General features: G+C 64.7%; 26 protein-coding genes. 17 read left to right on the forward strand and 9 right to left on the reverse strand.

Annotated elements, in window-relative coordinates; translation table 11 throughout:
- Nucleotides 1-72: 72 nt before the first annotated feature.
- The 3 genes from A9W95_RS09700 to A9W95_RS09710 all read left to right on the forward strand — a co-directional run bounded on the left by A9W95_RS09700 (nucleotide 73) and on the right by A9W95_RS09710 (nucleotide 2,252).
- Nucleotides 73-627 carry a pyridoxamine 5'-phosphate oxidase family protein gene (locus tag A9W95_RS09700; RefSeq protein ID WP_067411362.1) on the forward strand — a complete coding sequence of 185 codons (555 nt, stop codon included), beginning with the start codon at nucleotides 73-75 and terminating at the stop codon, nucleotides 625-627.
- Nucleotides 628-837: 210 nt separating this feature from the next.
- Nucleotides 838-1,647 carry a polysaccharide deacetylase family protein gene (locus tag A9W95_RS09705; protein WP_067411427.1) on the forward strand — a complete coding sequence of 270 codons (810 nt, stop codon included), beginning with the start codon at nucleotides 838-840 and terminating at the stop codon, nucleotides 1,645-1,647.
- 50 nt (nucleotides 1,648-1,697) lie between these two features.
- Nucleotides 1,698-2,252 carry a DUF3558 domain-containing protein gene (locus A9W95_RS09710; RefSeq protein ID WP_067411430.1) on the forward strand — a complete coding sequence of 185 codons (555 nt, stop codon included), beginning with the start codon at nucleotides 1,698-1,700 and terminating at the stop codon, nucleotides 2,250-2,252.
- Between the two features lie 13 nt (nucleotides 2,253-2,265).
- Here A9W95_RS09710 and A9W95_RS09715 read toward each other — a convergent pair whose 3' ends face one another.
- Nucleotides 2,266-2,868: a hypothetical protein gene (locus tag A9W95_RS09715; protein ID WP_067411365.1), complete on the reverse strand. Its 603-nt coding sequence runs from the start codon at nucleotides 2,866-2,868 to the stop codon at nucleotides 2,266-2,268.
- A gap of 190 nt (nucleotides 2,869-3,058) precedes the next feature.
- The gene (locus A9W95_RS09720) at nucleotides 3,059-3,664 is read right to left on the reverse strand and encodes a TetR/AcrR family transcriptional regulator (RefSeq protein ID WP_067411368.1); all 606 of its coding nucleotides are present in this window, start codon (nucleotides 3,662-3,664) and stop codon (nucleotides 3,059-3,061) included.
- A gap of 222 nt (nucleotides 3,665-3,886) precedes the next feature.
- On the opposite strand from A9W95_RS09720, the gene A9W95_RS09725 reads away from it, so the two are divergent.
- The gene (locus A9W95_RS09725; RefSeq protein ID WP_067411371.1) at nucleotides 3,887-4,717 is read left to right on the forward strand and encodes an alpha/beta fold hydrolase; all 831 of its coding nucleotides are present in this window, start codon (nucleotides 3,887-3,889) and stop codon (nucleotides 4,715-4,717) included.
- A gap of 17 nt (nucleotides 4,718-4,734) precedes the next feature.
- Here the strand turns inward: A9W95_RS09725 and A9W95_RS09730 are convergent, their stop codons facing one another.
- The gene (locus A9W95_RS09730) at nucleotides 4,735-6,231 is read right to left on the reverse strand and encodes a DUF4185 domain-containing protein (protein WP_067411373.1); all 1,497 of its coding nucleotides are present in this window, start codon (nucleotides 6,229-6,231) and stop codon (nucleotides 4,735-4,737) included.
- A 164-nt stretch (nucleotides 6,232-6,395) separates the two neighbouring features.
- On the opposite strand from A9W95_RS09730, the gene A9W95_RS09735 reads away from it, so the two are divergent.
- Entirely contained in the window at nucleotides 6,396-7,157 is a 762-nt protein-coding gene (locus A9W95_RS09735) for an SDR family NAD(P)-dependent oxidoreductase (RefSeq protein ID WP_067411376.1), read from the forward strand.
- A gap of 73 nt (nucleotides 7,158-7,230) precedes the next feature.
- Here the strand turns inward: A9W95_RS09735 and A9W95_RS09740 are convergent, their stop codons facing one another.
- From A9W95_RS09740 to A9W95_RS09765, 6 genes are all read right to left on the reverse strand, one after another.
- Complete coding sequence (locus A9W95_RS09740) at nucleotides 7,231-8,124, reverse strand: fructose bisphosphate aldolase (protein WP_067411434.1); 894 nt, start codon at nucleotides 8,122-8,124, stop codon at nucleotides 7,231-7,233.
- 116 nt (nucleotides 8,125-8,240) lie between these two features.
- The gene (locus tag A9W95_RS09745) at nucleotides 8,241-9,233 is read right to left on the reverse strand and encodes an ATP-binding cassette domain-containing protein (RefSeq protein ID WP_067411378.1); all 993 of its coding nucleotides are present in this window, start codon (nucleotides 9,231-9,233) and stop codon (nucleotides 8,241-8,243) included.
- A 2-nt stretch (nucleotides 9,234-9,235) separates the two neighbouring features.
- On the reverse strand, nucleotides 9,236-10,285 hold the full coding sequence (locus A9W95_RS09750; protein WP_067411381.1) for an ABC transporter permease: 1,050 nt from the start codon (nucleotides 10,283-10,285) through the stop codon (nucleotides 9,236-9,238).
- A gap of 56 nt (nucleotides 10,286-10,341) precedes the next feature.
- Nucleotides 10,342-10,962 carry a cysteine hydrolase family protein gene (locus A9W95_RS09755; RefSeq protein ID WP_067411384.1) on the reverse strand — a complete coding sequence of 207 codons (621 nt, stop codon included), beginning with the start codon at nucleotides 10,960-10,962 and terminating at the stop codon, nucleotides 10,342-10,344.
- A 2-nt stretch (nucleotides 10,963-10,964) separates the two neighbouring features.
- Nucleotides 10,965-11,537, reverse strand: a complete 573-nt coding sequence (locus tag A9W95_RS09760) for a cytochrome b (RefSeq protein WP_067411387.1) — start codon at nucleotides 11,535-11,537, stop codon at nucleotides 10,965-10,967.
- Nucleotides 11,534-12,649: a catalase family peroxidase gene (locus tag A9W95_RS09765; protein ID WP_253851610.1), complete on the reverse strand. Its 1,116-nt coding sequence runs from the start codon at nucleotides 12,647-12,649 to the stop codon at nucleotides 11,534-11,536. The genes A9W95_RS09760 and A9W95_RS09765 overlap by 4 nt, the downstream gene beginning before the upstream one ends.
- A gap of 196 nt (nucleotides 12,650-12,845) precedes the next feature.
- Here A9W95_RS09765 and A9W95_RS09770 point away from each other — a divergent pair, with 196 nt between their 5' ends.
- The 12 genes from A9W95_RS09770 to A9W95_RS09825 all read left to right on the forward strand — a co-directional run.
- Complete coding sequence (locus A9W95_RS09770) at nucleotides 12,846-13,226, forward strand: hypothetical protein (protein ID WP_082982993.1); 381 nt, start codon at nucleotides 12,846-12,848, stop codon at nucleotides 13,224-13,226.
- Nucleotides 13,227-13,356: 130 nt separating this feature from the next.
- Nucleotides 13,357-14,508 (forward strand): hypothetical protein, encoded by a 1,152-nt coding sequence (locus A9W95_RS09775; protein WP_156746103.1) that lies wholly within the window; start codon nucleotides 13,357-13,359, stop codon nucleotides 14,506-14,508.
- 83 nt (nucleotides 14,509-14,591) lie between these two features.
- Nucleotides 14,592-15,929 (forward strand): acyltransferase, encoded by a 1,338-nt coding sequence (locus tag A9W95_RS09780; RefSeq protein ID WP_067411443.1) that lies wholly within the window; start codon nucleotides 14,592-14,594, stop codon nucleotides 15,927-15,929.
- 213 nt (nucleotides 15,930-16,142) lie between these two features.
- Nucleotides 16,143-16,520: an STAS domain-containing protein gene (locus A9W95_RS09785; RefSeq protein ID WP_067411446.1), complete on the forward strand. Its 378-nt coding sequence runs from the start codon at nucleotides 16,143-16,145 to the stop codon at nucleotides 16,518-16,520.
- Between the two features lie 46 nt (nucleotides 16,521-16,566).
- Complete coding sequence (locus A9W95_RS09790; RefSeq protein ID WP_067411392.1) at nucleotides 16,567-17,022, forward strand: ATP-binding protein; 456 nt, start codon at nucleotides 16,567-16,569, stop codon at nucleotides 17,020-17,022.
- Between the two features lie 145 nt (nucleotides 17,023-17,167).
- Nucleotides 17,168-18,940, forward strand: a complete 1,773-nt coding sequence (locus A9W95_RS09795) for an amidohydrolase family protein (protein ID WP_067411395.1) — start codon at nucleotides 17,168-17,170, stop codon at nucleotides 18,938-18,940.
- A 9-nt stretch (nucleotides 18,941-18,949) separates the two neighbouring features.
- Nucleotides 18,950-20,290, forward strand: coding sequence for an SRPBCC family protein (locus tag A9W95_RS09800; protein WP_067411398.1), 1,341 nt, complete (start codon nucleotides 18,950-18,952; stop codon nucleotides 20,288-20,290).
- 10 nt (nucleotides 20,291-20,300) lie between these two features.
- Entirely contained in the window at nucleotides 20,301-21,053 is a 753-nt protein-coding gene (locus tag A9W95_RS09805; protein WP_067411401.1) for a PP2C family serine/threonine-protein phosphatase, read from the forward strand.
- 91 nt (nucleotides 21,054-21,144) lie between these two features.
- On the forward strand, nucleotides 21,145-22,773 hold the full coding sequence (locus A9W95_RS09810; protein ID WP_067411404.1) for an FAD-binding protein: 1,629 nt from the start codon (nucleotides 21,145-21,147) through the stop codon (nucleotides 22,771-22,773).
- 103 nt (nucleotides 22,774-22,876) lie between these two features.
- Nucleotides 22,877-24,094, forward strand: coding sequence for a GNAT family N-acetyltransferase (locus A9W95_RS09815; RefSeq protein ID WP_067411449.1), 1,218 nt, complete (start codon nucleotides 22,877-22,879; stop codon nucleotides 24,092-24,094).
- Nucleotides 24,095-24,106: 12 nt separating this feature from the next.
- Nucleotides 24,107-25,054 carry an FAD-binding oxidoreductase gene (locus A9W95_RS09820; protein ID WP_067411407.1) on the forward strand — a complete coding sequence of 316 codons (948 nt, stop codon included), beginning with the start codon at nucleotides 24,107-24,109 and terminating at the stop codon, nucleotides 25,052-25,054.
- Nucleotides 25,055-25,139: 85 nt separating this feature from the next.
- Nucleotides 25,140-25,463 (forward strand): helix-turn-helix domain-containing protein (locus A9W95_RS09825; RefSeq protein WP_156746104.1); only part of this gene is annotated, 324 nt, incomplete at its 3' end.

Genomic DNA, 25,463 nt, shown 5'->3' on the forward strand with positions numbered 1-25,463 from the left:
CGGATGATTAATGGCAACACTGTAACCATTATCCGCTGGGGCGGTCAACGCCCTTCACCCGAGGACCTCCCCATGCTGTTGCCTCTGGCACCCGAGCCCTACACGGCTCCCACTGATCGCGACATGCTCCCGTCGGAGCGACGGGAATTCGTGCGCACCCACCGGACCTGCGTGTTCGGCTACCGCCGCCGCAACGACGGTCCGGCGATGTCGATCGTGTACTACGTCCCCACCGACGAGGACGAACTGCTGGTCTCGACGATGGCGGGCCGGGGTAAGGCACGCATCATCCAACGCGACCACAAGGTCAGCCTGTGCGTCCTCGACGAGCGATGGCCGTTCACCTATCTGCAGGTCTACGCCGACGCGACGCTGGATCCCGACCCGGATCTCGCCGTTGACGTCATGATGGCCGTCGCCGGGCGAATGTCCGGTGAACCACTTGGCGCAGACGCTCGCCCGGCCATCGCGCAGATGTGCGCGCGGGAAAACCGGGTGGTGATTCGCTGCCGCCCCTACTCCAGCTTCGCCACCCCACCACGCCACCTGCACCGCAACGACCAAGTGGAGCAGCTCAGCCACTGGGTCTCGGGTGTCATGCCGTGGGACGCCGACGACCCGGCTTGACCGACTTCACGCTGACGTCGACTTATCCCGGCGTGGGCGCCGTATCGTGCGGCTTGCCGCCCTGGTCAACACGCGCGCGGGTCCACATCGATCGAGCCTGGTCATGGTACGGTTCGCTGCTGTGGCGTCGTCGTTAGTCAACCTAGGAGTCCTGCACGCGGGATTGCCTGGTTGGCGGCGCAGCAGAATCGCGGCCGTTTTATGTCAGAGCTGAACCGGCGCCGGTTCCTCGGATCCCTCGCTGCAGCCACGGTGGTCAGCGTGGGCGCGGCGCGCTGCATGGTCGATCCGCAACCTCGCACGTTCGCCCAGGCGCCCGCAGCGGCAGCCAACCCGGCCCCTGGTCCGACCGTCGCCGGTCTCTTGCCGCCGCCGCCCCCGAGCGCGCGCATCCGACTGCCCGGTGGTGGGGTGCTCAACAAGTTACCCGGGAAGGGTGACCTGCTGGCGCTGACCGTCGACGACGGCGTCAACTCCGAGGTCGTACGCGCCTATACGCAATTCGCCAAAGACACCGGCATGCGGCTGACATTCTTCGTCAACGGCGTCTACGACTCGTGGACCGACAACCTGAAGCTGCTGCGACCCCTGGTCGATTCCGGACAGATCCAGCTCGGCAACCACACCTGGTCACACCCCGACTTGACGACGCTGAACAAGGGGCAGATCGCCCAGCAGCTGGTGCGCAACGATGACTTCCTGAAAAAGACGTACGGAGTTGGCGCCAAACCGTATTGGCGCCCGCCCTACGCCAAGCACGACGCCAACGTCGATTCGGTCGCCACCGATCTCGGGTACGCGGTTCCGGTGCTCTGGTCGGGATCGCTGTCGGACTCGACGCTGATCACCGAGGAATACATCGTCAAGATGGCCGATCAGTACTTCGTCCCGCAGGGGATCGTGATCGGACACCTCAACCATTTGCCGATCACTCACGTCTATCCCCAGCTCGTCGAAATCATCCGGGCGCGCAACTTGCGCTCCGTCACCCTCAACGACGTCTTCCTCAAGACGCCGTAGCAGCGCAGGCGGGCTTTGCTCCGCACTTTCCGGTATGAGTGATTACCAACATGTCCCGACATCCGCGTGCGGTGGCCGCTCTGGCGATTGTGGCCGCGCTGCTCCCGCCGCTGCTCGCCGCCTGCTCGGGCGGCGGTAACTCCAATGAAGCGCGCTCGTCGGCCCCATCGACAACCCGTACGGCCGGACATGGACCGCTTTTCCCCGAATGCGGTGGTGTGACCGATGAAACCGTCAGCCGGCTGACCCGCGTGCCGGGATTGGTGACCACCGCCCGCAACTCCGCGGGGTGTCAGTGGTTGGCGCGCGGATCCATCGACGGTCCATGGTTTTCGTTCACTTGGTTTCGCGGCAGCCCGATCGGCCGGGAACGCAAGAGCGAAGAGCGGATGCGACCGCGCGTTGAAGACATCACCATCGACGGTCACCACGGGTTCATCGCCGTCGCGTCGGTGACCCAGGCCAGTAACCGGTTGTGTGACGTCGCCATCCAATATCAGGACGACTTCTTCGAATGGTCGATTCGCTATCAGAAGAGACCGCTGCACGACCCATGTGAGATCGCCGTCGAACTGTCCAAGCAATCGATAGCGGCCGCCAAATAGGCGTCCGCGTCGGTCAGGGCCAGGGTGTGGCGAAGTTGCCGTAGCTCTCGTTGAGGACAGCGCAGAAGTCACCCGCGGTACCCGCCAACAGGACGTAATAGGTTTCGGGCCGGTGGTTTTCACCGGATGTGGGGTAGGTCCATCCGCTGGTACACATCGATGTGGTTCCTGCGGGCGACGGCGCGGGCCAACTCGACTTGATGCATGCGGTCAGGGCGTCGAGATTGGTCGTCGCACTCTGAGCGATGACGAGCATCGCCCCGCCCCACTGGCCGTCGGCGCGCCGATACGCGCGAGCGCCGAAGGGGGTGTTGTCCTTCTGGCAGCCCAGCGCTCGTTGCAGCGGCACGAAGGCCGACGACAGTGCCGAGTTCTTCGTCGAAGCGGCCGCACCGATGAACGCCGCCGCGTCCGAGCCGTCCCCTTCTTGGATGTCCGGTTCGTCAAGATTGCTCAGCTGCCGGGCGATTCGCGCTTGCTCCGCGTCATCACCGCCACCGATGATCGGGCCGGCTCCGGTCGTAGCGATCGGTGGCAGGCCGACGCTTGGGTCAGCCTGCGCTGCGGGGGCAACAACGCTGGCCGCCAGTGAGAAGGCAAGTGCCGCGATACCCATGCCAATCCGAGGTCTCACGGTTGACGATCATATTTGGCGGTCGACCCGGGCCCGGAACGCGCTCGTAGGGGCGCACCATGGCGGTCAGTGTGCAACCTTGGCTTCCAGTGTGAGCCGACGGCGGCGAACGGCTCGGAATCCCGCCGTGGGCGCTCACCCGAAGCCGCCAATGCACACTCGGCCGGCTTCGCTAGTCGTCGAGCAGCCCGTCGATGAGCCGTTGAAGCACCTGCCGGATTTCGCGCCGGGCCCGCTTGGGCTCATCGGCAGTGGCGATGGCCATGGCCGCCTCGTCGAGCGCACCTATCATGACCGTCGCGAGTGCACGCACCGGTTGACGCGCCAATTGGCCGGCCCGGATGGCTTCGGTGAGCAGCTGTTCGGTCATGCCCAAGCTGTATCGCTGGGCAACGGCCCGAAATCCCGCCCAGCCCAGCACCGCAGGTGCATCGAGCAGAATGAGCTGGCGAACTTCCGGGTCACCGGACACCTCGAGCCACGCGTCGACGGCGGCGCGGATCGCATCGGCGGGCGACGCAGCTCCGGACGACGCCACGACGGTGGCCATCCGCTGCATCACGTCGTCTTCCACCGCCTCCACCACCGCCCCGAAAAGCGCAGCCTTGTCGGTGAATTGGTGATACATCGCCCCGCGGGTGACGCCGGCTTCCTTGGCGATCTCGGGTGTGCCGACCTCTGCGTAACCGCGTTGACCCCACAGCTTGCGAGCAGCCGAAATCAACGCCGCGCGGGTTGCCGCGGAGCGCTCCTCCTGAGTGCGTCTCTTGACTTCCATCCGACCTGTCGCAGGCATCGCAGTAGCTGGCTTGCACCTAAACGATCGACATTAACGCCGAAACACACCAATGCGAAGCACTTCCACGTCAGGGGCGCCCGTCTACACCCCGCGTTGCGGGCATGACCGGACGATTGATCTAGCACCGGCTGTTGATTTCCGTACAACCTGTTGGTAAGTTACCGGCAGGTTGTACGTAAAGTTAGGAAGTGGGAGTCAGACATGCCGACGATCGACATCAACGCCGGAACAATCCATTACGAGGCAACCGGACCCGAGAACGGACGGCCCGTGGTGTTCGTGCACGGATACATGATGGGCGGTCAGCTGTGGCGGCAAGTCAGCAAGCCTCTCGCCGACCTGGGCCTGCGCTGCATCGCCCCCACTTGGCCACTCGGCGCACACCCCGAGCCGCTGCGCCCCGGCGCTGACCCGACCATTACCGGCGTCGCCGACGTGGTGGCCGACGTGTTGACCGCCCTCGACCTCAACGACGTGGTGCTCGTCGGCAACGACACCGGTGGAGTGGTCACCCAACTGGTGGCAGTGCATCATCCGGAGCGGCTTGGGGCGTTGGTGCTCACGAGTTGCGATGCGTTCGAACACTTTCCGCCGCCGATACTGAAACCGGTGATACTGGCGGCGAAGTCGAAGGCGGTGTTCCGCTCCGCCATCCAGGCAATGCGACTGCCGGTGGCGCGGCGGCGCGCTTACGCCGGCTTGGCCCACCAAGACATCGACGCGCTCACCCGCGTCTGGGTGCAGCCAGCGCTGTCCAATGCCGCGATAGCCGAAAACCTGCGGAGGTTTTCGCTATCGCTGCGCACCGAAGTCACCCTCGGCGTCGCGGCCCGACTGCCGGAGTTCGACAAGCCCACGCTCGTCGCGTGGTCGGCCGACGATGTCTTCTTCGAGCAAGAAGACGGCCGACGACTAGCCGCGACGATTCCCAATGCCCGCTTGGAGGTCATCGCGGGAGCGCGGACCTTTTCGATGGTCGACCAACCCGAACGGTTGGCCGATCTGGTGTCCACCGTCGCGGCGCGCGCCTGACGAGCAGCCCCTTGCTGCTACCCAAGCGTGGTGTGCATCAACATCACGTCGTATGCCGACCACAGTGACAGGTTGAAGTAGACGTCTTTACCTGTCGACCACGGATGCATCATCGGCGCATAGATACCGCCGGGCATCGACCACGATGACACCATCAGGTGCTCGGGGCTCCACGGTCCCTGCGGGGCGGGAGCGGTCCTGGCCACGACGTCGTTGGCGCCGTTGGTGTACATCACCAGATACTGCTTGAGGTAGGTGTTGTACTGGGCGGACATCTCGGCCACCGGGCCGGGGATGACCGGAGTGGCCGCTGACGGCCGGTTCGGCACCCAGGAGTTCGAATCACCGTTCCAATACTCGTATTTCGTCAGATCCGGGATGAACCGCTGAGGCACTCGCGACAGGTGCGCCGAACCACCGCGACCGGACGGGGTGCCGAACGAATACAGATAGCCGTCGTTCGACTTGACGTACGCGCCCATCTGGAAATTCTCGTTGCCCTCGACGTAGGGCACCCGCCCGGTGTCGGGTCCCGCCGCGCGGATGGTCCCGGGATAAACCCCCCAGTTCTGGCCGTTGTCGGTGGACATCGCTATCCCGGAATAGTTCGTCCACCATTCCCCATCACGGCCCCACTGCTTGATGGACATGAAGTTGATGTATTGCGTCTTGCCGACCGAGATGGCAGCGGTCGGAATGATTCCCGTCTCTTCGTTGGCGTATTTGATGCTGTTGATGACTTGCCGGGAGAAGCCGGGCTGCTGCGTCGGAGAGCCGGCATACCGGTTGGAGGGGTCACCGGCGTCCACATGCAGACCGTGCGACAAGTCGTGATCGTTGCTGCGGAACAGCACGTTGTACCGCCATTGGTCACCGTGGACGGCGCAGTAGCCGAAGGTGTCGCCGAAGGCCATGAGCACCTGGTGGTTAGCCGGATCGCCGTTGTCCCACAGGATTCCGAGGTCCGTGCCGGAGATGCCGAAACGCTCCAGTGTCTTGTTCGGGCCGTCCGGTCCGGTCACCCACTCGACCAGCGAGGTGTTCGAGCCGCCGAGCGCGTCACCGGCGTCGGGCGCTCCGGCCGGCGCGGGTGCCGGTGCTGGATTCGGCGGCTGAGCAGCGCCACCGGGCGGAGTCAACTGCTCGGCGGGAGGCTGCTGGCCCGCGGTGGGTGGAGTGGGAGCAGGGGGCCCGGGGTTGGCGCCTGGGACGCGGGCTTGCTGTTGTACCGGCGCGGAGTAGCGCTGGCCCGGTTGCTGTACCCGCTGTAGCGGGCCCCGCCTGGGCCGAGGGGCGCCTTCGTTTGCCCCGCGGGGCCGAGGTCCTCGATTCATCGGGCCAAGCACCTTGCCCCCGGGGTTGGTTACCACCGCATTCGCCGGGGGCGGAACGTTCGCTTCCGGTGCGCTGCACGGCAACGCATGCGCTGTCGGCGCCAAGCCGATCGGAAGGATCAGCCCGATAGCAGCCGTCGCTGCCAGCGATACCGAAACGAAGCGAGGAATCGCCGACATCTCACACCTTCCCTGAAACAGACGTCGCGTTGACGCCCGCAGTTCGTTTCTGTGACGATAGTGATGGCTGAGGTGCTTGTGACCAGTGATTAACGGATAGGTATGCAGCCGTGACCGTGTCGCAACAGGCCTGTCCGAAGCGCTAGTCGGATAGCGTTTCGGCCATGGCAGAAACGACGACGACGCTGCGCGGCCGACGAATCCTGGTCACCGGCGCGGCAACCGGCATCGGCGCGGCAGCCGTTGGGGCGCTCGGCCAAGCGGGAGCGCAGGTGGTTGCCACCTACCACCGCACGCCGCCACCCGACGACCTACCCGCCAGCTGGCTGCAGTGCGACGTGCGTGACGGCGTCGCCGTCACCGCAATGGTTGACGACGCCGCAGCGCACATGGGCGGACTGGACGTGTTGGTCAACGCCGCGGGCCTCTGGCAGCCCGGCATACCGGGTCACATCGATGGCGACGCGATCTCATTCCTGTTGGACACGAACGTCAAAGCCACGATCTTGACCAATCAGGCCGCCCACGCCGTCATGAAGCAGACCGGCGGCAAGATCGTTAACTTCGGCTCATCGGAAGCCGTTGTCGGAAGCCCGATTTCGGCTGTCTACGCCGCCACCAAAGGAGCAGTTCAAGCCTGGACCAGGTCAGCGGCACGCGCCTGGGCTGCCGACCAGGTGACGGTGAACGCACTGGCGCCCGCGGTGCAGACGCCCGGCGCCGACCGATTGCGGGAATTCCTCGGCCCGGACGCCGGCGCGCTGATCGACCAACAGCTCAAAACGATGATTCCCCTGGGCGGCGCGTTGGGAAACCCGGCCCGAGACGTCGGGCCGGTGCTGGTGTTCCTGGCCGGCCCGGGATCCGATTTCATTACCGGCCAACTGATCGCCGTGGACGGCGGCTTGATGATGCTGGGCGCCTGAAGCCACCTGGCCACCACCACAACACGCCAATCGAGCCGGGCCAGAAGAGAGTTGAACCGTCGATACGGGCAGCTCAGCCAGCGACCGAGGCCTCGTATATCGACTGGATCGCCTCGTCCAACGTGGCGTTGAACTGTTCGTCGGACTGATCGACCGAAAGGCCCTCGGTCAACGCACGGCTGAAGCTGGCAACCACTCCGGTGTTCTTCGCCAACAACTCGTTAGCCTCGTCCCGCGAGTAACCACCGGAGAGTGCAAGGACCCGCATCACCTTGGGATGGTCGACGAACGGCCGGTAGTGATTGGCCTCGGTGGGCAAAGTCAGTTTCAGCATCACCTGCTGCCCGTCGGGCACCGTGTCCAGCCGCTTGGCGATTTCGTCGCGCAGGATCTCTTCGGCCTGCCCTTTATCCGAGATGGAGATGGTCACTTCCGGTTCGATGATCGGCACCAAGCCGTGCGACAACACCTGGTGAGCCACGTCGAATTGCTGGGCGACGATGGCGGCAATGCCGTCCTGATTGGCGCCTCCGATGACGGACCGTTCCTTGGTCCCGAATACGCCCTTGGTCACGGCACGCTTCAGCAGATCGTCGAGTCCCGGCATCGGCTTCATCAACTGCACGTCGTCGGACGCCTCAGCCAGCCCCTTGTCGATCTTGAGGATGGGCACCACGCCCTTGGTTTCCCAGAGGTACGTGCTGGACGGCGCGCCCGCAATCTCGCGATCCATGGTCTGCTCGAACAAGATCGCCGCCAGCACCCGGTCACCGGTGAACACTGGGGAAGTGATGATCCGCGAGCGCATCTGATGGATGAGGTCGAACATCTCCTGCTCGGAGGAATAGGCGTCCTCCTCGATGCCGTACAGACGCAACGCCTTGGGCGTCGACCCGCCGCTTTGGTCGAGCGCCGCCACGAATCCCTTGCCCGACGACATCCGGTCCGCTTGCTGCTCGTTCGGCATCTTCTCCACTTCCTTGTGGTCGGCTCGTTGCTCCGTGCCTGATCATATTCGGCCGTATCCGCACTGACGGGCGGCAACCCCTCAGGATTTGGTGTTGTACCCGCGTCGCGGATCGATCAATCGCTGGCCAACTCGCGGTGCTCGATCAGGTCGTGGACGCCGCCCATGCCCAACCGCTCGCGGAACGCTTGCGCGGTGTAACCGACCACCGTCGCGTCGGTGCGAGCACGAGCGGTGGCCGACCGGGGCATATGGAACAGCACCCCCATCTCCCCGAAGTAGTCACCAGGGGTGGCGACCTTGATCAATTCCTCACCGCCGTCGGCCAATTCGCGCACCAGCTCGAATTCGCCGTCGGTCACCACGTAGATCAACTCGCCCATGGTGCTCTGCTCGAACAACACCTCGCCTGCCCTCAACTGGACGGTGTCTGGTGGCCGGTTGGTATCGGCGAAGTCGGGCGTCAGTTCGACCACGCGATCGGCCATCGGCAGCATCCGGCTGTCGTGAGTCGCAACCACCACTACCCGCTCGCCATTGGCTAGTTCGCGGATCAGCCGCACGACCTCCTCGACCTGGATGAAGTCCAGATGCGCCGTCGGTTCGTCGGCCAGGATCAACGGCGGATCCAGTGCAATGGCACGCGCCACCGCCACCCGCTGCTGCTGCCCGCCGCTGAGGTCTCCGGGTCGGTGTTTCATCCGCTCGCCCAGATTGACCCGCTCGAGTAATTCTTCGGCGCGCTTGCGTGCCGCGGGTCGCGACCATCCGGCCGAACGCAACGGCACCATCACGTTCTCCAGCGCGGTGAGGCTGGGCACCAGATTGAACGCTTGGAAGACGATGCCCACCTTGTCGCGCCGGTACTTGGCCAGTGCGGCGCCTTCGAGCGTGGTGATGTCGACGTCCTCGAACTTGATCGCTCCCGACTTCGGCCGCAGAATGCCGCCAAGGCAAGACAGCAGTGTCGTCTTCCCGCACCCACTGGGGCCGAGCAGGATGACCAGCGACCCGGCTTCGACATCGAGGTTCAGCCCGTTGATGGGCCGCAAAGCGTATCCGCCGCTGTAGTACTCGACGACCAAGTTCTGGATACACAGATCGCCCATGGTCAAGGTCCTCCGAACGCGAGCGCAGGATCGACGGCCATGACCCGCCGCAACCCTGCCAGGCTGGCCAGCAGTCCGGTTACGACGGCCACACCCGGCAACGCCGCATACGCGCTGATCGGCACCGCGACAATCATCGGAAACAGCGGTGCCAGCAGCTTGGAAAGGACCATCCCGACCAGCGCGGCAAACAGCGATACGACCAGTGCCTGCAGGGCCAGTCCGGCCATGATGGAACGTGTCGGCGTACCAATCGCCTTGAATACCGCGAAGTCCCGCAGGCGCTCGAGCGCAGAGAGGTACACCACTGATCCCACGATCAACGCTGCCACGATCCACAACAACACGGCCACAATGGAAATCGAATTCACCGCCACCTTCAAAGGACGCAACAAGTCATTGACGGCGCCGGCGCGATCGTAGCTGTGGTAGCCGTCCGGCAGCCGTTGCGCGGTTCCGACGATCCCGATCGAGGTGATCATCGGCTGCCCGTTGTAGGAAACTTGTTGCAGCCCTTGTGTAGTCAAGAAGACGTTGGGGATCTTGGCGAGAGCGGTCGAGTTCGGCACCAGACCCACTATTCGCAGTTCGTGCACTCCTACCTGGATGGTGTCGCCCACGCGGCGCCCCAGCGTGCTGGACACCGCAACCTCATCGGGACGCGACGGCGCCCTGCCCACCGATACCTGTGGCATGCCGGGGCCACGGTCGGGTGCGCCGAAGGCGGTGATGTTTCGGCCCGATGCGCCGTCTTTCATGATGGTCCCGACGCAGGCAAGCGGGGCCGCGGCAACCACGCCGGGCGCAGTGGCCACGCGCGCTAGGTCGGCGTCGACGAACGGCGTGGAGCCAAGGAATGGTCCCGCGGCGCCCGCCTTGACGACGAATGCGTCGACGCCGAGGGAATCAACAGTGTTCTCAGCCTCGACCCGAAAGCCGTTGGCCAGGCCGGTCAGCACGAGGGTCATGCCGAAAATCAGTCCGGTGCTGACAATGGCAATCACCAGGCGACGCTTCCGCCATTGCATGTCGCGCAAAGCCGCGAAGAGCATGCTCAGAACCTACCAATGGCTGCAATCCGCAAGGCGGGTCGTCGGTGCTCGGTCGGCTAGTGCGCTGCGGAGATGGCAGCGACGACCTCGCTTGTGGTCACAATGGCACTGGCGTAATTGGGCATATTGACTTCGAGTGCTGCCGTCATTTCGCGATCCGAATAGCTGGCCACTGCGTCCTTCACCACCACGACCTCATAACCGAGTTCGGCGCCGAACCGCACGGTGGATTCGACACAGGTATGAGCGATCAAGCCCACCACGATGAGTTGATGTATGCCGTGTCGCTTGAGCTGTAAATCGAGGTCGGTATTGGCGAAACCGCTAGAGCACCAGTGCTCGTCGGCGACGATGTCACCCGGCTTCGGCTCGAATTCTGAACGTATTTCCCCGCCCCAGGACCCGTAGGCGAACGTCTGCCGTGACCAGGCTGCTTGCTGAATCGGCGCGATGTACTTCCAAGTTTCGTAATCGCCGGGTCGATAGCGGCGGTGCAGCGCGTAGAACACCCGAATTCCGGCGGACCGCGCAGCTTCGAGCGTTTCCCGCATATGTGGAACGCACCGATTAGCCTCGGCGACGGCTTTGAGACGGTCCCACACTTTGCCGCCCTCGGAGATGAAGTCGTTGTACGGATCGATCACGACAAGACCGGTGTGATCCTTGTCATACTCCATCGTCATACCTCGTTCGGTTGCGCGGATGCGGGTTTGGTGGGCCACACCGCCATTCGATTAATCAGCCGGTCGCGCAGAACTAGCGTATGGAAAAGGACGGCCAGAAGGTGCGCGGTGAAGGCGAGAAACAGCGCGTATCCGAATAGACCGTGGCAAAAGCGGAGCACCCCGTAAACATCGAGGCTGTACGGGGCGATCGTGGGTAGTCGAAAAGGCCCGACCATGGTGATCGGGAGCTTTGCGGCCGAGAGCATCGCCCAACCGGTCAGCGGCTGCACGATCAGCAGCGCGTACAGCAGGTATTCCGACCACGAGGCGATACGGCGTTCGGCGGGGCGCATCGTCGGGGGAAACGGCGGCAGCGTGTGGGTGAGCCGATTGGCCAGCCGGATCCCGGCGAAGATCAGAATCAGCAGTCCCAAGGGCCGATGAATGGACAGCAGGAGCGGGTAATAGCTCAGCGAAGCGACCATAGTGACGCCAATGAACAGTTGCGCAATGACCATCGGTGCCATCAGCCAGTGCAGCACGCGCGACGGGAGAGCGAAACGGGCCGGAACGGTTGCGTCGGTCATGCCGTCACCGCGGTGACGTTGACCGCGCTCGGTGTCTTGGGTTCCTCGGCGCGGCGAGTGAACGAACGCGCGTAGACGGCCGAGCGTGCCGGGGGCAATGGATCGTCAGAAGGCGTCATGCCGTCAGGCAACACCAGCGGATCGAAGTTGATGTCTCGCGCGTTGCCGGGTTCTTCGGTGTGCACAGCGGTGAGGGTGAGGGTGCCGGTGTCGATGGTGCGCCGCGATGCGGGCCAAGGTTTGGTGGCATCGTTGGTCGGGTCACCCGGTTCGCCGATGGTGAGCATCAGCCGCCAGCTCAGTGGCCGTTGGGCCACCGTGCGGATGAGGTCGTCGAAGAGAAAGTCTCTGCCGGGCACCGCCGGCCGAGGGGCGGCGCCGGAACTTTGCGCTATGACTGACCAGCGCACCGCGACGGTGGCGCCGGCACTGTTGGTGAAGTTGAAGGCGTTGAGTCCGTAGTACGTGCTGTCGGCGAATCCCGCACTCGGTGGGGACGACTTGATGATCTTCATTGCCGCCGCGGTCTCTGGGTGGCGCTTGAGGAACGATGCCATGGCCGCCGGGTCGGGTTTCCCGGTGTCCGGCCGCGGTCTGCCGGCCAGCAGCCGTTCGTAGAACCCCTGCGGGGTGCTGTCGGTGAAGACGGGGATGTTGATCATGGCGGTGCGCCACTGCTGGCCGTCGACCTGAAAGGCCAGGCCCAGTCCCCGTACGGTGTCCGGCTTGTCCGGCTGATCCGGCAGACCGCCGCCCAACGAGAAGCGACCGATCACCGGGACCGTTCGCGGCTGGAAGATCGCCGCCCGGCACACGGCGGCGCCGGCGCCGGTGCTGGTGAAAGTGCCTGTCGCGCTGAGGCCTTTCGCGTGATTGCGGCGGAAGCCGTCATGGCGGCCATAGACGGCCTCGAACCTGTCGGCGAATCGCGACGGGGTAAGTGCGTCTGGCCGCAACCAACCGCCGGCGTAGGCGAACCCGCCGACGTCTACCGCGGCAACACCGGCCAGGGCACCCAGTCCCCACAACGCACCCCGGCGGGTCAGCGCGCCGCGCAGCAACCCCGCCGCATCGCGAGAATCCTGCGCACCGTCGGATTGACCGGTCTCCATATCCACCGTCCTTGAGTCAGCGGCGACCAACGCCCACCCGCCACCACGAGGCGGCCCACGAATTCGTTCAAGTCTGTACCGCGGTCCAGGGCAGCGCATCTCGGCCAATTTTGTTAGCTCGTATAGGCAAAACTCGCGGCGCCGACATTGCGAGAAGGTCTCCTTTTGATCACGAAATCGATCTAGACTCCCGCTTGTGACGACGGCGTCCAACCCGTGGGGCGATGAACGAAAAAAGCTGCCGCATCAATTGCAGATGCGAGGGCCGGTCCTGGGACGAAGGCAAGCGCGACGACTGTGCCGCCGCTTCGCTCACGTCGGTGTCGATATCCCGCCCAAACGTTTGCAACACCTGGCGGCCGGTGCGCCGCCGGTGGACGGCGAACTGACGGACGTCAACTTCGCTCTGATCGCCAGTCAGATTGTTCGGGAAAAACGGGCCGCGAAGGTCAAGCGTTTGCGGCGCCGCGGCACAATGTCGTTGTTATTCGCCGGCCTGGTGCTTGTCGTGCTCAATTTCCTTTTCTGCATTGCTTACGTGTTCTTGAATCTCGCCCAACAAACCGCACCGTACTGACCGTCAAACCCGGCGATGTCCGGCAACGATCGACCGCGGCAGGCTGCCCGCGCGTCGGATCAGCGCCGATGAGCATGCGCCTGAGGTTGTGCCGAACGCGTTGCGCCCACTGCGCGATGCGGAGTTGTCCATGAGACAGTTCGAGCAACGGGCGGCGGCGCTGCCGCCCGTCCTGCGGTCCCGTCGAGAACTGGAGGCGCACGGCATCCGCTTTCTGCCCGAAGATGCGCAGGCGGCCGTCCAGTTGCCTATCGCCGATGACGGCACCACCTTCAGCATGGCGCAAGACGTGCGTTGGCTGGACACCGATCATTTCGCGGTGGGGCGGTGGGACGGTTCGCTCGACGTGTTTCGATACACCCCCACCCGTTCCTCGGGTCCGCTTATTCGAACCGCGGTCAGCAGTCCATCCGCCATCGGTGTTCAGATGATCACTCGGTTGTCAGCCAATTCGTTTGTCAGCTCGAATGATTCGCAATCTATGGTGGTCTGGAGTCGATCGGTAGGCCGGGACTGGTCAGAGATCCGACCCGATGGAACATTGCGGTACGACGCGGAATTCGGTGTGGCCACCGGTGGCGACTCGTTCGCCGTCGGTGGACATCATTATCTGGTTGTCGGACACGCATCGGGTTTTCTGACGGTCTGGTCCAGCCCGGCAACCACCACGCCGCTGCGCTTCGTCGTCGCGGTTGATCTGCAGTCGGCGGCTCCGGTAAACCCCTTTGGACTGCAGCACATTCACGATGTTTACCTGGTCTACGCCGAGCACTCGTCCGCGCTCGTCGTGACGGCCTCGGAGAACGGACAACTGTGCTTCGTCCGGATACCGGATGGGAAGATCATGTCCCGCACCGTTTTCAACGATGCGGCGCGACGCGGGATTAACAGCATCGCGGTGCGCGATCGAGACCTACTGGTGGCCAACTGTTCGGTTGGATCGAGCGATTACAACCTGTGGTATTTCCGTATGGATGTTGACGCCGCGAACATCGCATTACGCGACAGAGTCGACTTGAAGGTCAATCCCCATCGGCCGCAGGCATTCAATTTTTGTGTCGTGTGGGCACGAACGGACGACGGACCGTGTTGGTTCTCCTCGACCGAGGAAGGCGCTCTGTGGATGGGCACGGCTGACTCAGCCCAGGGATTGTCGGTGATCGGCTACCAGGAGGCGACCAACCCGCTGGGGTCAGTCTTGGCGTTCCAGCCATGCGGCAGGCTGGTGATGATCGGTTTCAACCTCTATGAATTCGTCACGCTGAACTCGCCGCCTGCCTGACGCCGCCGCCGCGCCGAACTACTCAGCCGACGCGGGTAGAACTACTCAAGTGTCAGCCCTGCCCGGGCAGTGATGCTGTGGGCGTGACAACTCCGCTTCGCTTCCCCAGCCCCGCTGAACTGGCCGCGCGCACCCCGGCCGATCGCGACCGAGCCATCGACGTCATCCGCATCACCGCGCTGATCGGCGTGGTCATCGGCCATACCGTCATGGCCACCAGCGTCATCCGCGACGACGTGCTGATCTGGGACAATCTGCTGACCACCTCAACCACATTCCAAGCCTTGACCTGGATATTCCAGATCATGCCGCTGTTCTTCTTCGCCGGCGCGGCAGCCTGCGTGACGTCCTGGCGCCCGGGCACTTCCTGGGGCAGCTGGTTGATGAACCGATGCACCCGGCTGTTCCGGCCGGTCTTCTACTATCTCGGCTTCTGGGCGGTCGCGCTGACCGCGTTGTATCCGGTACTGCCCGAACACATCTATGAGCCCCTGGCCGGAATCAGTATCCAACTGTTGTGGTTCCTGGGCGCCTACGTTCTGGTGCTGGCCGCCATGCCTGCCCTCTGGCACATCAACACCCCGGGCCGGCTGGCAGCCGGGGTCATCACCGGATACGGCGCGGTGGCGTTGATCGACGCGGTCCGATTGCATTGGTCGGCCGCGGCGCCGCTCGGCTATCTCAACCTCAGTGTGTGGGTGATTCCCGGCATGTTCGGCGTCGCCTATCGGCGCAACCTGCTCACAACCCGCGGCGCGCTGCTCACGGCGCTGACCATGCTGCTGGTCAACGTCGCCCTGTTGCGCTGGGGACCGTACGAGCTGAGCCTGGTGGGCATCGAAGGCCAACGCCTGCCCAACATGACGCCACCTTCGCTGCTCTTGGCGGGCCATGCCGTGCTGTTGAGTGCATTGGCGGTGGCAGCAGCGCCGGCCATCCGCCGGTGGGCACAGCGGCCGCGCGTGTGGTGGCTGACGGCGATCGGCAATTCCGGGGCGATGACCCTCTATCTCTGGCACATGCCCGCGCTGCTGGCCGTGCACGTGGCCTTCGACTATCTCGGCTATCCGCGTTATCCAGGGCAGCCGTACTTCGCGTTGATCAGCTTCGCCCAGCTCTCGATCATGGTGGCCGTGGTCGCCGTGCAATTCCTGACGCTTCGGCCACTGGAGAACAATCCGCTCCCGGGTTGGGATGGCGCGGCCACGATCGCCGACGCCCGGCGCGGCGTCCTGGTGGGCGTGCTGCTCAGCGTGGCCGGAGCGGCCATCCTCGCCGCAGTGAAGTGGGGCCTCAAAGACGACGGGCTGGTCTGCGTCGCCACCATGTTGGCTGCCCTGGTGCTCGCTCGGGGACTGAGCTTCGCCCAGCCGGTTCGGCCGCTGACCCGTGGACTCGAACCGGCATCTCAGGCGACTTGAACCCGCCCCGCCGAGCACAGGTGCATGTTCACCTACCTGCGTGCCTTAAACTAACCGCCAACGGTGTGTCGCTGCGCCTCCACCGAACTGCACACACAGCAGTGAGTCTCGCTACAGGCAGGTGCGTTCGGCAAGGTTGAATAAACAGCCACCGGGTCAAGAGTGGATATCGAAGAAACGCGGTGTCCCCCGAGGGACAGATGTGAGATACGCATGGTCGAAAAATCGGGTAATCCCGTCGATCGAACGGCTTTCGAGGTCGGGAATTACCAGGCGGAGGGGGCGGCCGTACTTGCCGTCTCTGGTGAAGTGGACATGCTCAGCGCGCCGCAGCTTGCCGAGGCCATCAGTAGCGCGCTGGCCACCAAGCCCGCGGCTTTGATCGTTGACCTGTCGAAGGTGGACTTTCTGGCCTCGGCGGGGATGACCGTTCTGGTGGCGGCGCAGTCGGAGGTGGTACCACCCACTCGCTTTGCGGTCGTCGCGGACGGCCCGGCGACCAGTCGGCCGATAAAACTCATGGGAATCGATAGTGTGTTCCCGCTCTACCGCACGCTGGATACCGCGCTCAGCGGTGTCCAGGGCGCGTGATTTTTGACGAAGAAGGACGGCAGGACGCTTTTTCACCAGCCCGCATATGACGTCTCACGTTGATGACCGAACCCGCTTCGTGCGGATGCGAGTTGCCGCAGATGCGCATAGCGCGACGCAAGCCCGGGTTGAGTTCCGCAGCTGGCTTGATCGACACTTCACGCTGGGTCCTGAACGGTTCAGCGACCTGCTGCTGGCGGTAAGTGAAGCGCTGGCCAATGCCGCGGAATTCGCCTACGTCGACTCCGGGCAGCCCGGGACGATGGATTTCAGCGCCGCTTACGACGTCGATTCGGACTCGCTGGCCGTGACGATTGCCGATCGCGGCCGGTGGCGTCCGAGCGTTCCGGAGCGGACCCCCGACCGGCGGTTTCAGATTCGGGGACGCGGCATCCCGCTCATGCAAGCACTTGCTGACGAGGCGGTCATCGACCGCACACCTGACGGAACACATGTCACATTGCGGTGGACGTATCTCACGCGGCAAAGTCCGACCGTCTGACCTGACTTCTGCCCGTCGCACTCCTTCAGAATTTTCGCTCCTGGGCGTAGCGTAATCACCGTTCAGTCCAGGTTCGCCGCCCCGCCGCGCCCCGGAAACGCCGGTCAGCTCGCAGCGGGCGACCAAGAAGCGACGGAGAAAACTCGTGTTCGATCTGAAGATCACCGGAGGCACCGTCGTCGACGGCACCGGCGCGCCGCGTTACCGCGCTGACATCGGCGTCAAGGACGGCAAGATCGTCGATGTCGTACGCCGGGGAGCCAACGAGACGGGCCCGGGTGGATTGGAAACGGCAGCGGCCGCCGAAACCATCGATGCGACCGATCAGATAGTCGCCCCCGGTTTTGTTGACATCCACACCCACTACGACGGACAAGTGAGTTGGGACAGCCTGCTTGAGCCGTCCAGTGGTCACGGGGTGACGACGGTGATCACCGGCAACTGCGGAGTGGGTTTCGCGCCGGTGCGTCCGGGCCGTGAGGAATGGCTGATCAAGTTGATGGAAGGGGTCGAGGACATCCCCGGCACTGCCCTCACCGAAGGCATCACCTGGGGCTGGGAGACCTACCCCCAATATCTGGACATGATCGGCAAGCAGAACTTCGCCATCGACGTGGGCAGTCAGATCGCCCATGGCGCCGTGCGCGCCTACGCGATGGGTGAGCGCGGCGCCCGCAACGAACCCGCCACCGTCGAGGACATCGCGGCCATGAGCCGCTTGGTCACCGAGGCGATAGAAGCAGGTGCGCTCGGGTTCTCGACGTCGCGGACGATTGCCCATCGCGCCATGGACGGCGAACCGGTGCCCGGAACGTTCGCCGCCGAAGAAGAACTGTTCGGTCTAGGCCGCGCGATGGCCGCCGGCGGGCAGGCGGTGTTCGAGTTGGCTCCGCAAGGCGCCGCCGGTGAGGACATCGTCGGCCCGAAGAAGGAACTGGATTGGATGCGGCGGCTGGGCCGCGAGATTGACCGACCGCTCTCGTTCGCGCTCATTCAAGTCGATGCCGACCCGAACCTGTGGCGCGAGCAGTTGGACGTCTCCGCCGCTGCCCATGAGTCAGGCAGTCGCTTGCACCCGCAGATCGCGGCGCGGCCGTTCGGCATGATGATCGGCTTCCAAGGACATCACGCCTTCACCCACCGGCCGACCTACTGCAAACTCAAGGCCGAGTGCAGCCGGGAAGAATTGGCCCAGCGCTTGGCCGAGCAGGCGGTGAAGGCGGCGATCCTGTCGGAGGAGGATCTACCCATCGACCCGTCGATTCTCTTCGACGGCATGGGCGTGTTCGTCCAGCATTCCCTGGAGCGGCTTTACGCGTTGGGCGATCCGCCGGACTACGAACCCACCCCGGATCGCACGGTCGCCGCGATCGCCCGAGCGCGCGGCGAGGATCCGCTGGCCACGCTGTATGACCTGATGCTCGAGTCGAATACCAGCGCCATGCTGATGCTGCCGTTGTACAACTACGCCGACGGCAACCACGACGCGATACGGGAGATGATGCTGCATCCGGCCGGAGTGCTGGGTCTGTCAGACGGCGGCGCGCACTGCGGAATGATCTGCGACGCCTCGTATCCCACGTTTCTGCTGACCCACTGGGCGCGCGATCGCCGACGTGGCGAGCAGTTCTCGCTCGAATACGTCATCCGCAAACAAGCCCGCGACACCGCCCACCTGTTCGGTCTCACCGATCGCGGCACCATCGAAGTCGGTAAGAAGGCTGATCTCAACGTCATTGACATGGCCGCTCTCACCTTGCATCCGGCTGCGATGGCCTACGACCTGCCCGCAGGCGGTCGACGGATCCTGCAAGGCGCCACCGGTTATCGGGCCACCGTGGTCAGTGGGACGGTGACTCGGCGCAACGACGTCGATACTGGGGCGCGGCCCGGCCGCTTGGTCCGCGGCGCGCGTTAAGAGCCGGCCATGGATCTGGCTGTTGGGAATCCGATCCGTCCGCGAGACGAGGACGCGATCGGTACTCCGCCCCCTTCCCCGACGCTGGTACCGGCCGCACGCTACTACTCAACGGAATTCGCCCGCCTCGAAGTTGAGCGGATGTGGCCGAGGGTGTGGCAGCTGGCCTGCATGGTCGACCACGTCGCCGAGCCGGGTGACTATTTCGAATACCGTTGTGGTCCATACAACGTGCTGATCGTCCGAAGCGACGACGGAGTCTTGCGCGCCTTCCAGAACGCCTGTCGCCATCGCGGCAATTCGTTGTGCGTCGGGTCGGGCTCGGGACTTCGAGAACTCAAATGCGGCTACCACGGGTGGACGTGGGACCTGATTGGAGACCTGAAACGCGTACCCCATCGCAAAGGCTTTGGGGCGCTGCGCATGTCGGACTTCCCGCTGTTGTCAGCCCGCGTCGACGTGTGGGCGGGCATGGTCTTCGTCAATCTCGACCGGGACGCGATGTCACTGACCGAATACCTGGAGGCGATACCCGGGGACATCGCCTGGTGCCATCTGGAGGATTTCCGCTGCTACGCCACGTTGACGGTCGACGTGGCGGCGAACTGGAAGACGATCGCCGACGGCTACAGCGAGACGTACCACGTCCAGACGCTGCACCCTGAACTACTGCGCTGCGTCGACGATGTCCATTCACCGCAACGTATCTGGGGCCACGCCGGCAAATCCGATCAGCCCTATGGCGTGCCCAGCCCCCGTTTCGACGGTGCGCTGACCGACGAAGAGGTCTGGGACGCATACGTTTACACCCAAGGCGCGTTAATGGGCGCCGCGCCGGGGACGCCGTTTCCCGCCGAGCGGCAGCCCGGCCAGACAGTCCCTGACCTGATCGCCGACCACACCAGGGCGTTCGCGGCCAGCCGCGGGGTCGACCTCAGCTGGGCCGACACCGACCGCATCACCCGACTGCACCAGTACAACGTCTTTCCCAACATGACGCTTCTGGCCAACGCCGACCACTTGACCATCATGTGCTCACGGCCGGGACCCGATCCCGATCATGGTGAGCTGGTGATGTTCTTGATGACGCGCATGCCACCGGGCGCGCCGCACAACAAACCAACGGACGTGCGCATGGCCGCCGCCGATGCCGAGCCCGGCGTGGTGCTCACCCAGGACTTGCAGATCCTGCCAGGATTACAGCGTGGCCTGCACCAACCCGGCTTTTCGCATCTGGTGTTATCCAGCGAGGAGCGGCGCGTGATCAACCTGCATCGCAACCTGGAGCGCTACCTCGACCTGCCCGAATCCCAACGGATGACCGGCGGCCGCGCGTGCGCCCAACAGTGACGTCGTACCGGTGAGCAGCGCGGTGCGCTACGCCGGTCGCAGCGACATCGGTCTTTATCGATCCTCCAACCAAGACCGCTGGGGCGCCGACCCAGAGCAAGCCCTGTTCATCGTCGCCGACGGGGTGGCCTGCAGCACCGATGGTGCGCTGGCCGCTCACCTGGCCGTCGAACTGCTGCCCAGCTATGTAGCACGCCACCTCAAGCCAGCCGATTTGGACGGCTCCGACGCGCATGAGTCGCTGGGTCGTGCCGTCGCGGAATTCTCCGATCACTTTCGGGACTACAGCGCGACCGACGAACGCGCGGTCGGCGCCACCACCACGGTGGTGGCGGTCGTCATTTCCGGTAGCCGCGCCTTGGTCGCCCACCTCGGGGACAGCCGCGCCTACCTGTTCCGCGAACGTCAACTGCAGCGCCTCACGCGAGACCACACGGTGCTGCAAGACCTGATCGACGCCAACGCGGTCAACCCGGAAGAAGCCAATCAGCACCCGGCCCGCAACACGTTGAGCCGCCATGTAGCGATGTACCCACGCGCATTGCCGGACGCCACCACTGTCGCACTGGAAACCGGCGATCGGATCTTGTTGTGCAGCGACGGCCTCTCCGGACCGGTCGATGAAACACATATGGCGCAGATATTGGCCACCCACGCCACCGCTGAGGACGCCTGCGCGGCGCTGATCGACGCGGCGAATCAAGCCGGTGGGCCGGACAACATCACGGCCGTCATCGTCGACATCGCGGACGACGATACGTAGTCAGCCTTACCAAATAAGCCCGCTCGACCTGCGTGTGAACCAAACTAGAACCTGTTACAGTCGGCCGCGCGGGCAACGATTGGGGTAACGCATGGCAGCTGACGAGACGGCCACCTTCGCCACCTCCGCCGACGTGGTTGTGGTGGGTTTCGGGGCCGCTGGCGCGTGCGCGGCCATCACGGCCCGCGAACACGGCGCGGACGTCATTGCTATTGACCGAGCCAACGGTGGCGGTGCAACCACCCTTTCCGGTGGGATCATCTACGCCGGTGCCGGCACGACGATCCAAAAACAAGCCGGCGTCAACGACACAGTTGAGCAGATGCTGACGTATCTGCGCCTCGAGGTGGGCGACGCGGTCAGCCCCCAAACACTCGAGTCGTTCGTGCGCAACAGCCCAGAAATGATCACATGGCTACGCCACCACGGCGTGCCGTTCGATGCCACGCTGTGTCCCTACAAGACGTCGTTCCCTAACAATCGGTACTACCTGTATCACTCGGGCAGTGAGAACGCCGGCGCGTTCCGCGAGCACACCCCGCCGGTCCAGCGCGGCCACCGGGTAAAGGGCAAGGGCACCTCCGGCAAGCAGCTGTACGCGCCGCTGGCCAAAGCTGCACTGGCGCAAGGCGTTCGACTGCACCCGCACACCACCGCGACCAAGCTCATTCAAGATTCGACCGGTCGAGTAACCGGAATCGAAGCACTGACAATGCATTACGCACCGCCGCGCATCCGCCGCCGATACGCCGGTATGGCGCAGTTGTCGGCCAAACCGGGTATCTATTACCCTCCGCTGCGCCGTGCGATGGAGCGACGTCTCAGAGAGCTGGAACGGCGCTATGCCCGACCGGTGCGGATCGAGGCCCGGCGCGCGGTCATCCTCTGCGCGGGGGGCTTCATCGCCAACCGGGAGTGGATCCACCGGTACGCGCCGCAGTACCTGAACGGACTGCAGCTGGGAACCAGCGGTGACGACGGAAGCGGAATCAAGCTCGCCCTAAGCGTCGGTGCGGTGGCAGACCGGATGGATAACGTCTCGGCCTGGCGGTTCATCAGTCCCCCCAGCGCGTTCATCGGCGCGATCATCGTCGACCAACAGGGGCGCCGCATCATCGACGAAACTCGGTACGGCGCGGCCGTCGGCCAAGCCATGGTCCGCCAGCACGACGGCAAGGGATGGATCCTCGCCGATGCCGCGCTGATGAAAGCGGCGCGGCGACAGCTGGTCAGGCAACCGTTGTGGTTTCAGCGTGCCCAGTCGGCCGCGCTGATGGCGGCCGACTCGGTGCGCGCGTCGTCGTTGGCCGACGTCGCGCGGGCCGCCGGCGTGGACCCCGACGGTCTACTGGCGACGGTGGCAGCGCACAACGAGGCCTTTGACTCCGGAAATCCAGACCCCGCCGGGAAGCCCAAGGAGTTCGTGTGCCGCATCAGCCGGCCGCCCTACACCTTGCTCAACATTTCGGTACGACCCAGCTTGATCAACCCCACGCCCATGCTCACCCTGGGCGGCATCCGAGTCGACGAAGGCACCGGGGCGGTTCTCGACCAGGCGGCAAATCCGATTCCGGGATTGTTCAGCGCCGGGCGAACGGCGCTGGGCGTGTGCTCCAATTCCTACGTGAGCGGGCTGTCCCTGGCCGACTGCGTGTTCTCGGGGCGCCGCGCCGGAAGGTGCGCGGCCACATCGAGACCGGCACATCAGATCGCCGGCTAACCACCGCCTGCGATTGCGGTAGCGCTTCGACATCTGCCACGCTCAGGTGGGTTGCCAACCCTGCCGAACGCCAGAAGGGAACATGAGCGATCTCGCCAGCCGCATGAACCCCGAAGTCCGCGTTCTGGAATCCGAGAGCGACCTGGTCGCCGCGGCGAACGTCTTCCGCGCCGCCATGATCGGCCTTCCGCCGGTGTCCAAACTGAGCCCCGGCCAGATCACCACCTTGCTGGAACCGGGACGGACCATCGGCGCCTTCGTCGACGGGCAGCTCGTCGGCACCGCGGATGCGACCAGCGGAGGACTGACCCTACCCGGCGGGGCGATCGTGGGCCACGCGGGCGTGACGCACATCGGCGTGTTACCGCCGTTCACCCGGCGCGGGATCGCGACCGCGTTGGTCCGCCACCAGTTGCACGACATCGCCGCGCGCGGGGAAGTGGTCGCGACGCTGCGCGCCTCCGAGGCGACGATCTATGAACGCTACGGCTACGGGGTGGCCAGTTCCTCGCAGAGCGTGGAGGTACAGACCGCACGAGCCACCCTGCGGTCCGGCGCTGCTACGGGCGGGCGGGTGCGTCTGCTCGACGCGACCGAGGCCTGGGACGTGCTGCCCCGCATTTACGCCGAACATCGACCGGCACGACCGGGAACCATTGACCGCCCGGGTGTTTGGTGGCAGAGCCGGTGCCTGCGCAGCGAATCATCCCCCGAGCCGTCTTACTTTGCGGTGCACGGCGAACCGGGGTCGGAGTCGGGATTCGCGCGTTACCGGCCCATCGACACCGACCGATGGTTCATCAGCGAACAGCGCACCATCGTGGTCGAGGACTTCTTCGCCCCTTCCGCTGCGGCGTATCTAGGCCTCATGCGCTTTCTGTTCGGCTTGGATCTCATTGACCGCGTGGTGTTTTGGTCGCTACCTATCGACGACCCGTTACCTTGGCTGCTTGCTGACCGGCGGGCCGCGCGGGTGACCGCGGTGCACGATGAAACATGGTTGCGGGTCATCGACGCCCACCATGCGCTCACCAAGCGCCGGTATACCGGTGACGGCACCGTTACCATTGCCATCGATGATCCGGTGCTGCAACACAATTCGGCCAGATTCACCATTACCGGCGCAGGCGCCGAACCGACCGATCGGCCCGCTGACCTCAAAGTCGGAGCGGCCGGACTTGCGGCTGTCCTGCTCGGCGGTGCGACCTGGCGTGGTGTTGCCTTCGCCGGGCTGGCTGAGCCGGCGGAATCGGACGCAGTTGCCACGGCCGATCGGCTGTTCGCCGTAACCGATGTTCCGCATGCAGGATTCTACTTCTAACGCGGGAACAGCATGATCATCATCATCGGGGCCGGAATCTGCGGGCTGGCAACCGCTTACGAAGTGTTGCGGCGTGGACAGCGAGCGGTCGTTGTCGAACGCGGTGCGCCGTTCGCCGAACAATCCATCGGACTGGCTCGGATATTCCGCATCGCCCACCAGCGGCCGGAGTTGTGCGATCTGGCCAAGCAGGCCCGCGCGGGCTGGCAGCGCTGGGAGGCCGAATTGGGAGTGGGGCGACTGCTGGGCTCGGAAGGCTTCATCGCCGCCGGCGCCCGCGAGGACACGGCTGCGGCAATGGCGGCGGCCGACGCCGCGTTCTCCCACCTCGACCGGGCCGACATCCGGTCCCGAATACCGTTTCTTGCCGCGCCGTGGGAGACCGGACTCTTCGATCCCCTGGGGGGCAGTCTGCGCATCCGCCGTGCGTTGAGCGCCCTGGCGCGCCGCGCCGACATTCATCGGGCGGAGGCGGTGACAGTGGCCGACGACGGCTCGGTCACCTTCGCCGACGGAACCATGTTGACCGGCGAGCGCGTGCTCATTTGTGCCGGCGTGCAGACCGAAGCACTTTTCGGTCCGCTCGACGTCGAATTCGGTCCCCACACGCGCTTCACCTACGAGGGCACCGACGCCACCGGCGCCGCATGCCTGTCGGCACCCGAGGGATACGGCTTACCTTTGGGCAGCACCGGCCGCTGGGCTTTTGGTCAGGAGGAACCGGACCCCGACGCGGTACGCGCGCTGTTTCCTACCCTGTCGCCGGTGGACCAAGTCGACTGCGTCACCGTGCGCGCGCCATGGCTGGACACCGGCGGTGACGGTTGGACAGTCGCCCGGCGGGGGCGGGTCGTCGCCTTCGTCGGCAGCAACTTAATGAAATTCGGGCCGCTGCTCGGCGCCCTGTTGGCCAGGTCGGTGTTGGAGAACGAGCCGCCCGGCGAGTTATTGCTGGGCTGAACGCGGTCCCGCCGCGCCGGCGAGTCGAGTGATAAAGGCAACAACCGTCTAGCGGCCCGGTGCAGTGAGTGAGTACTCTCTCACCATGCAATCGTCGGGCCGTGACCGGTTGTTGGCCGCAGCGCTCAAGCTGTTCGCCGACAAGGGATACGGAGCGACGTCGGTGGCTGACATCCAGCGCGCGTCGGGCCTCGCGCCGGGTTCCGGAGCGCTGTACAAGCACTTCGCGTCCAAGAGAGACCTGCTGGAAGCCGCCGTTGCGCACCGGATGAACAGCATCGTCGACGCACGCGAGCAGTACGACGCCGAACAGCCAGCCAGCGTCGAAGACGCGGTGCGCAACGGCGGCTTCCAGCAGGTCTCTCTTGGACGCGAAGTGCTTGTACAGCGCTCCGGAACCCGGCGCGAG

Source organism: Mycobacterium sp. 1423905.2, assembly GCF_001673155.1.
Classification (GTDB): Bacteria; Actinomycetota; Actinomycetes; order Mycobacteriales; family Mycobacteriaceae; genus Mycobacterium.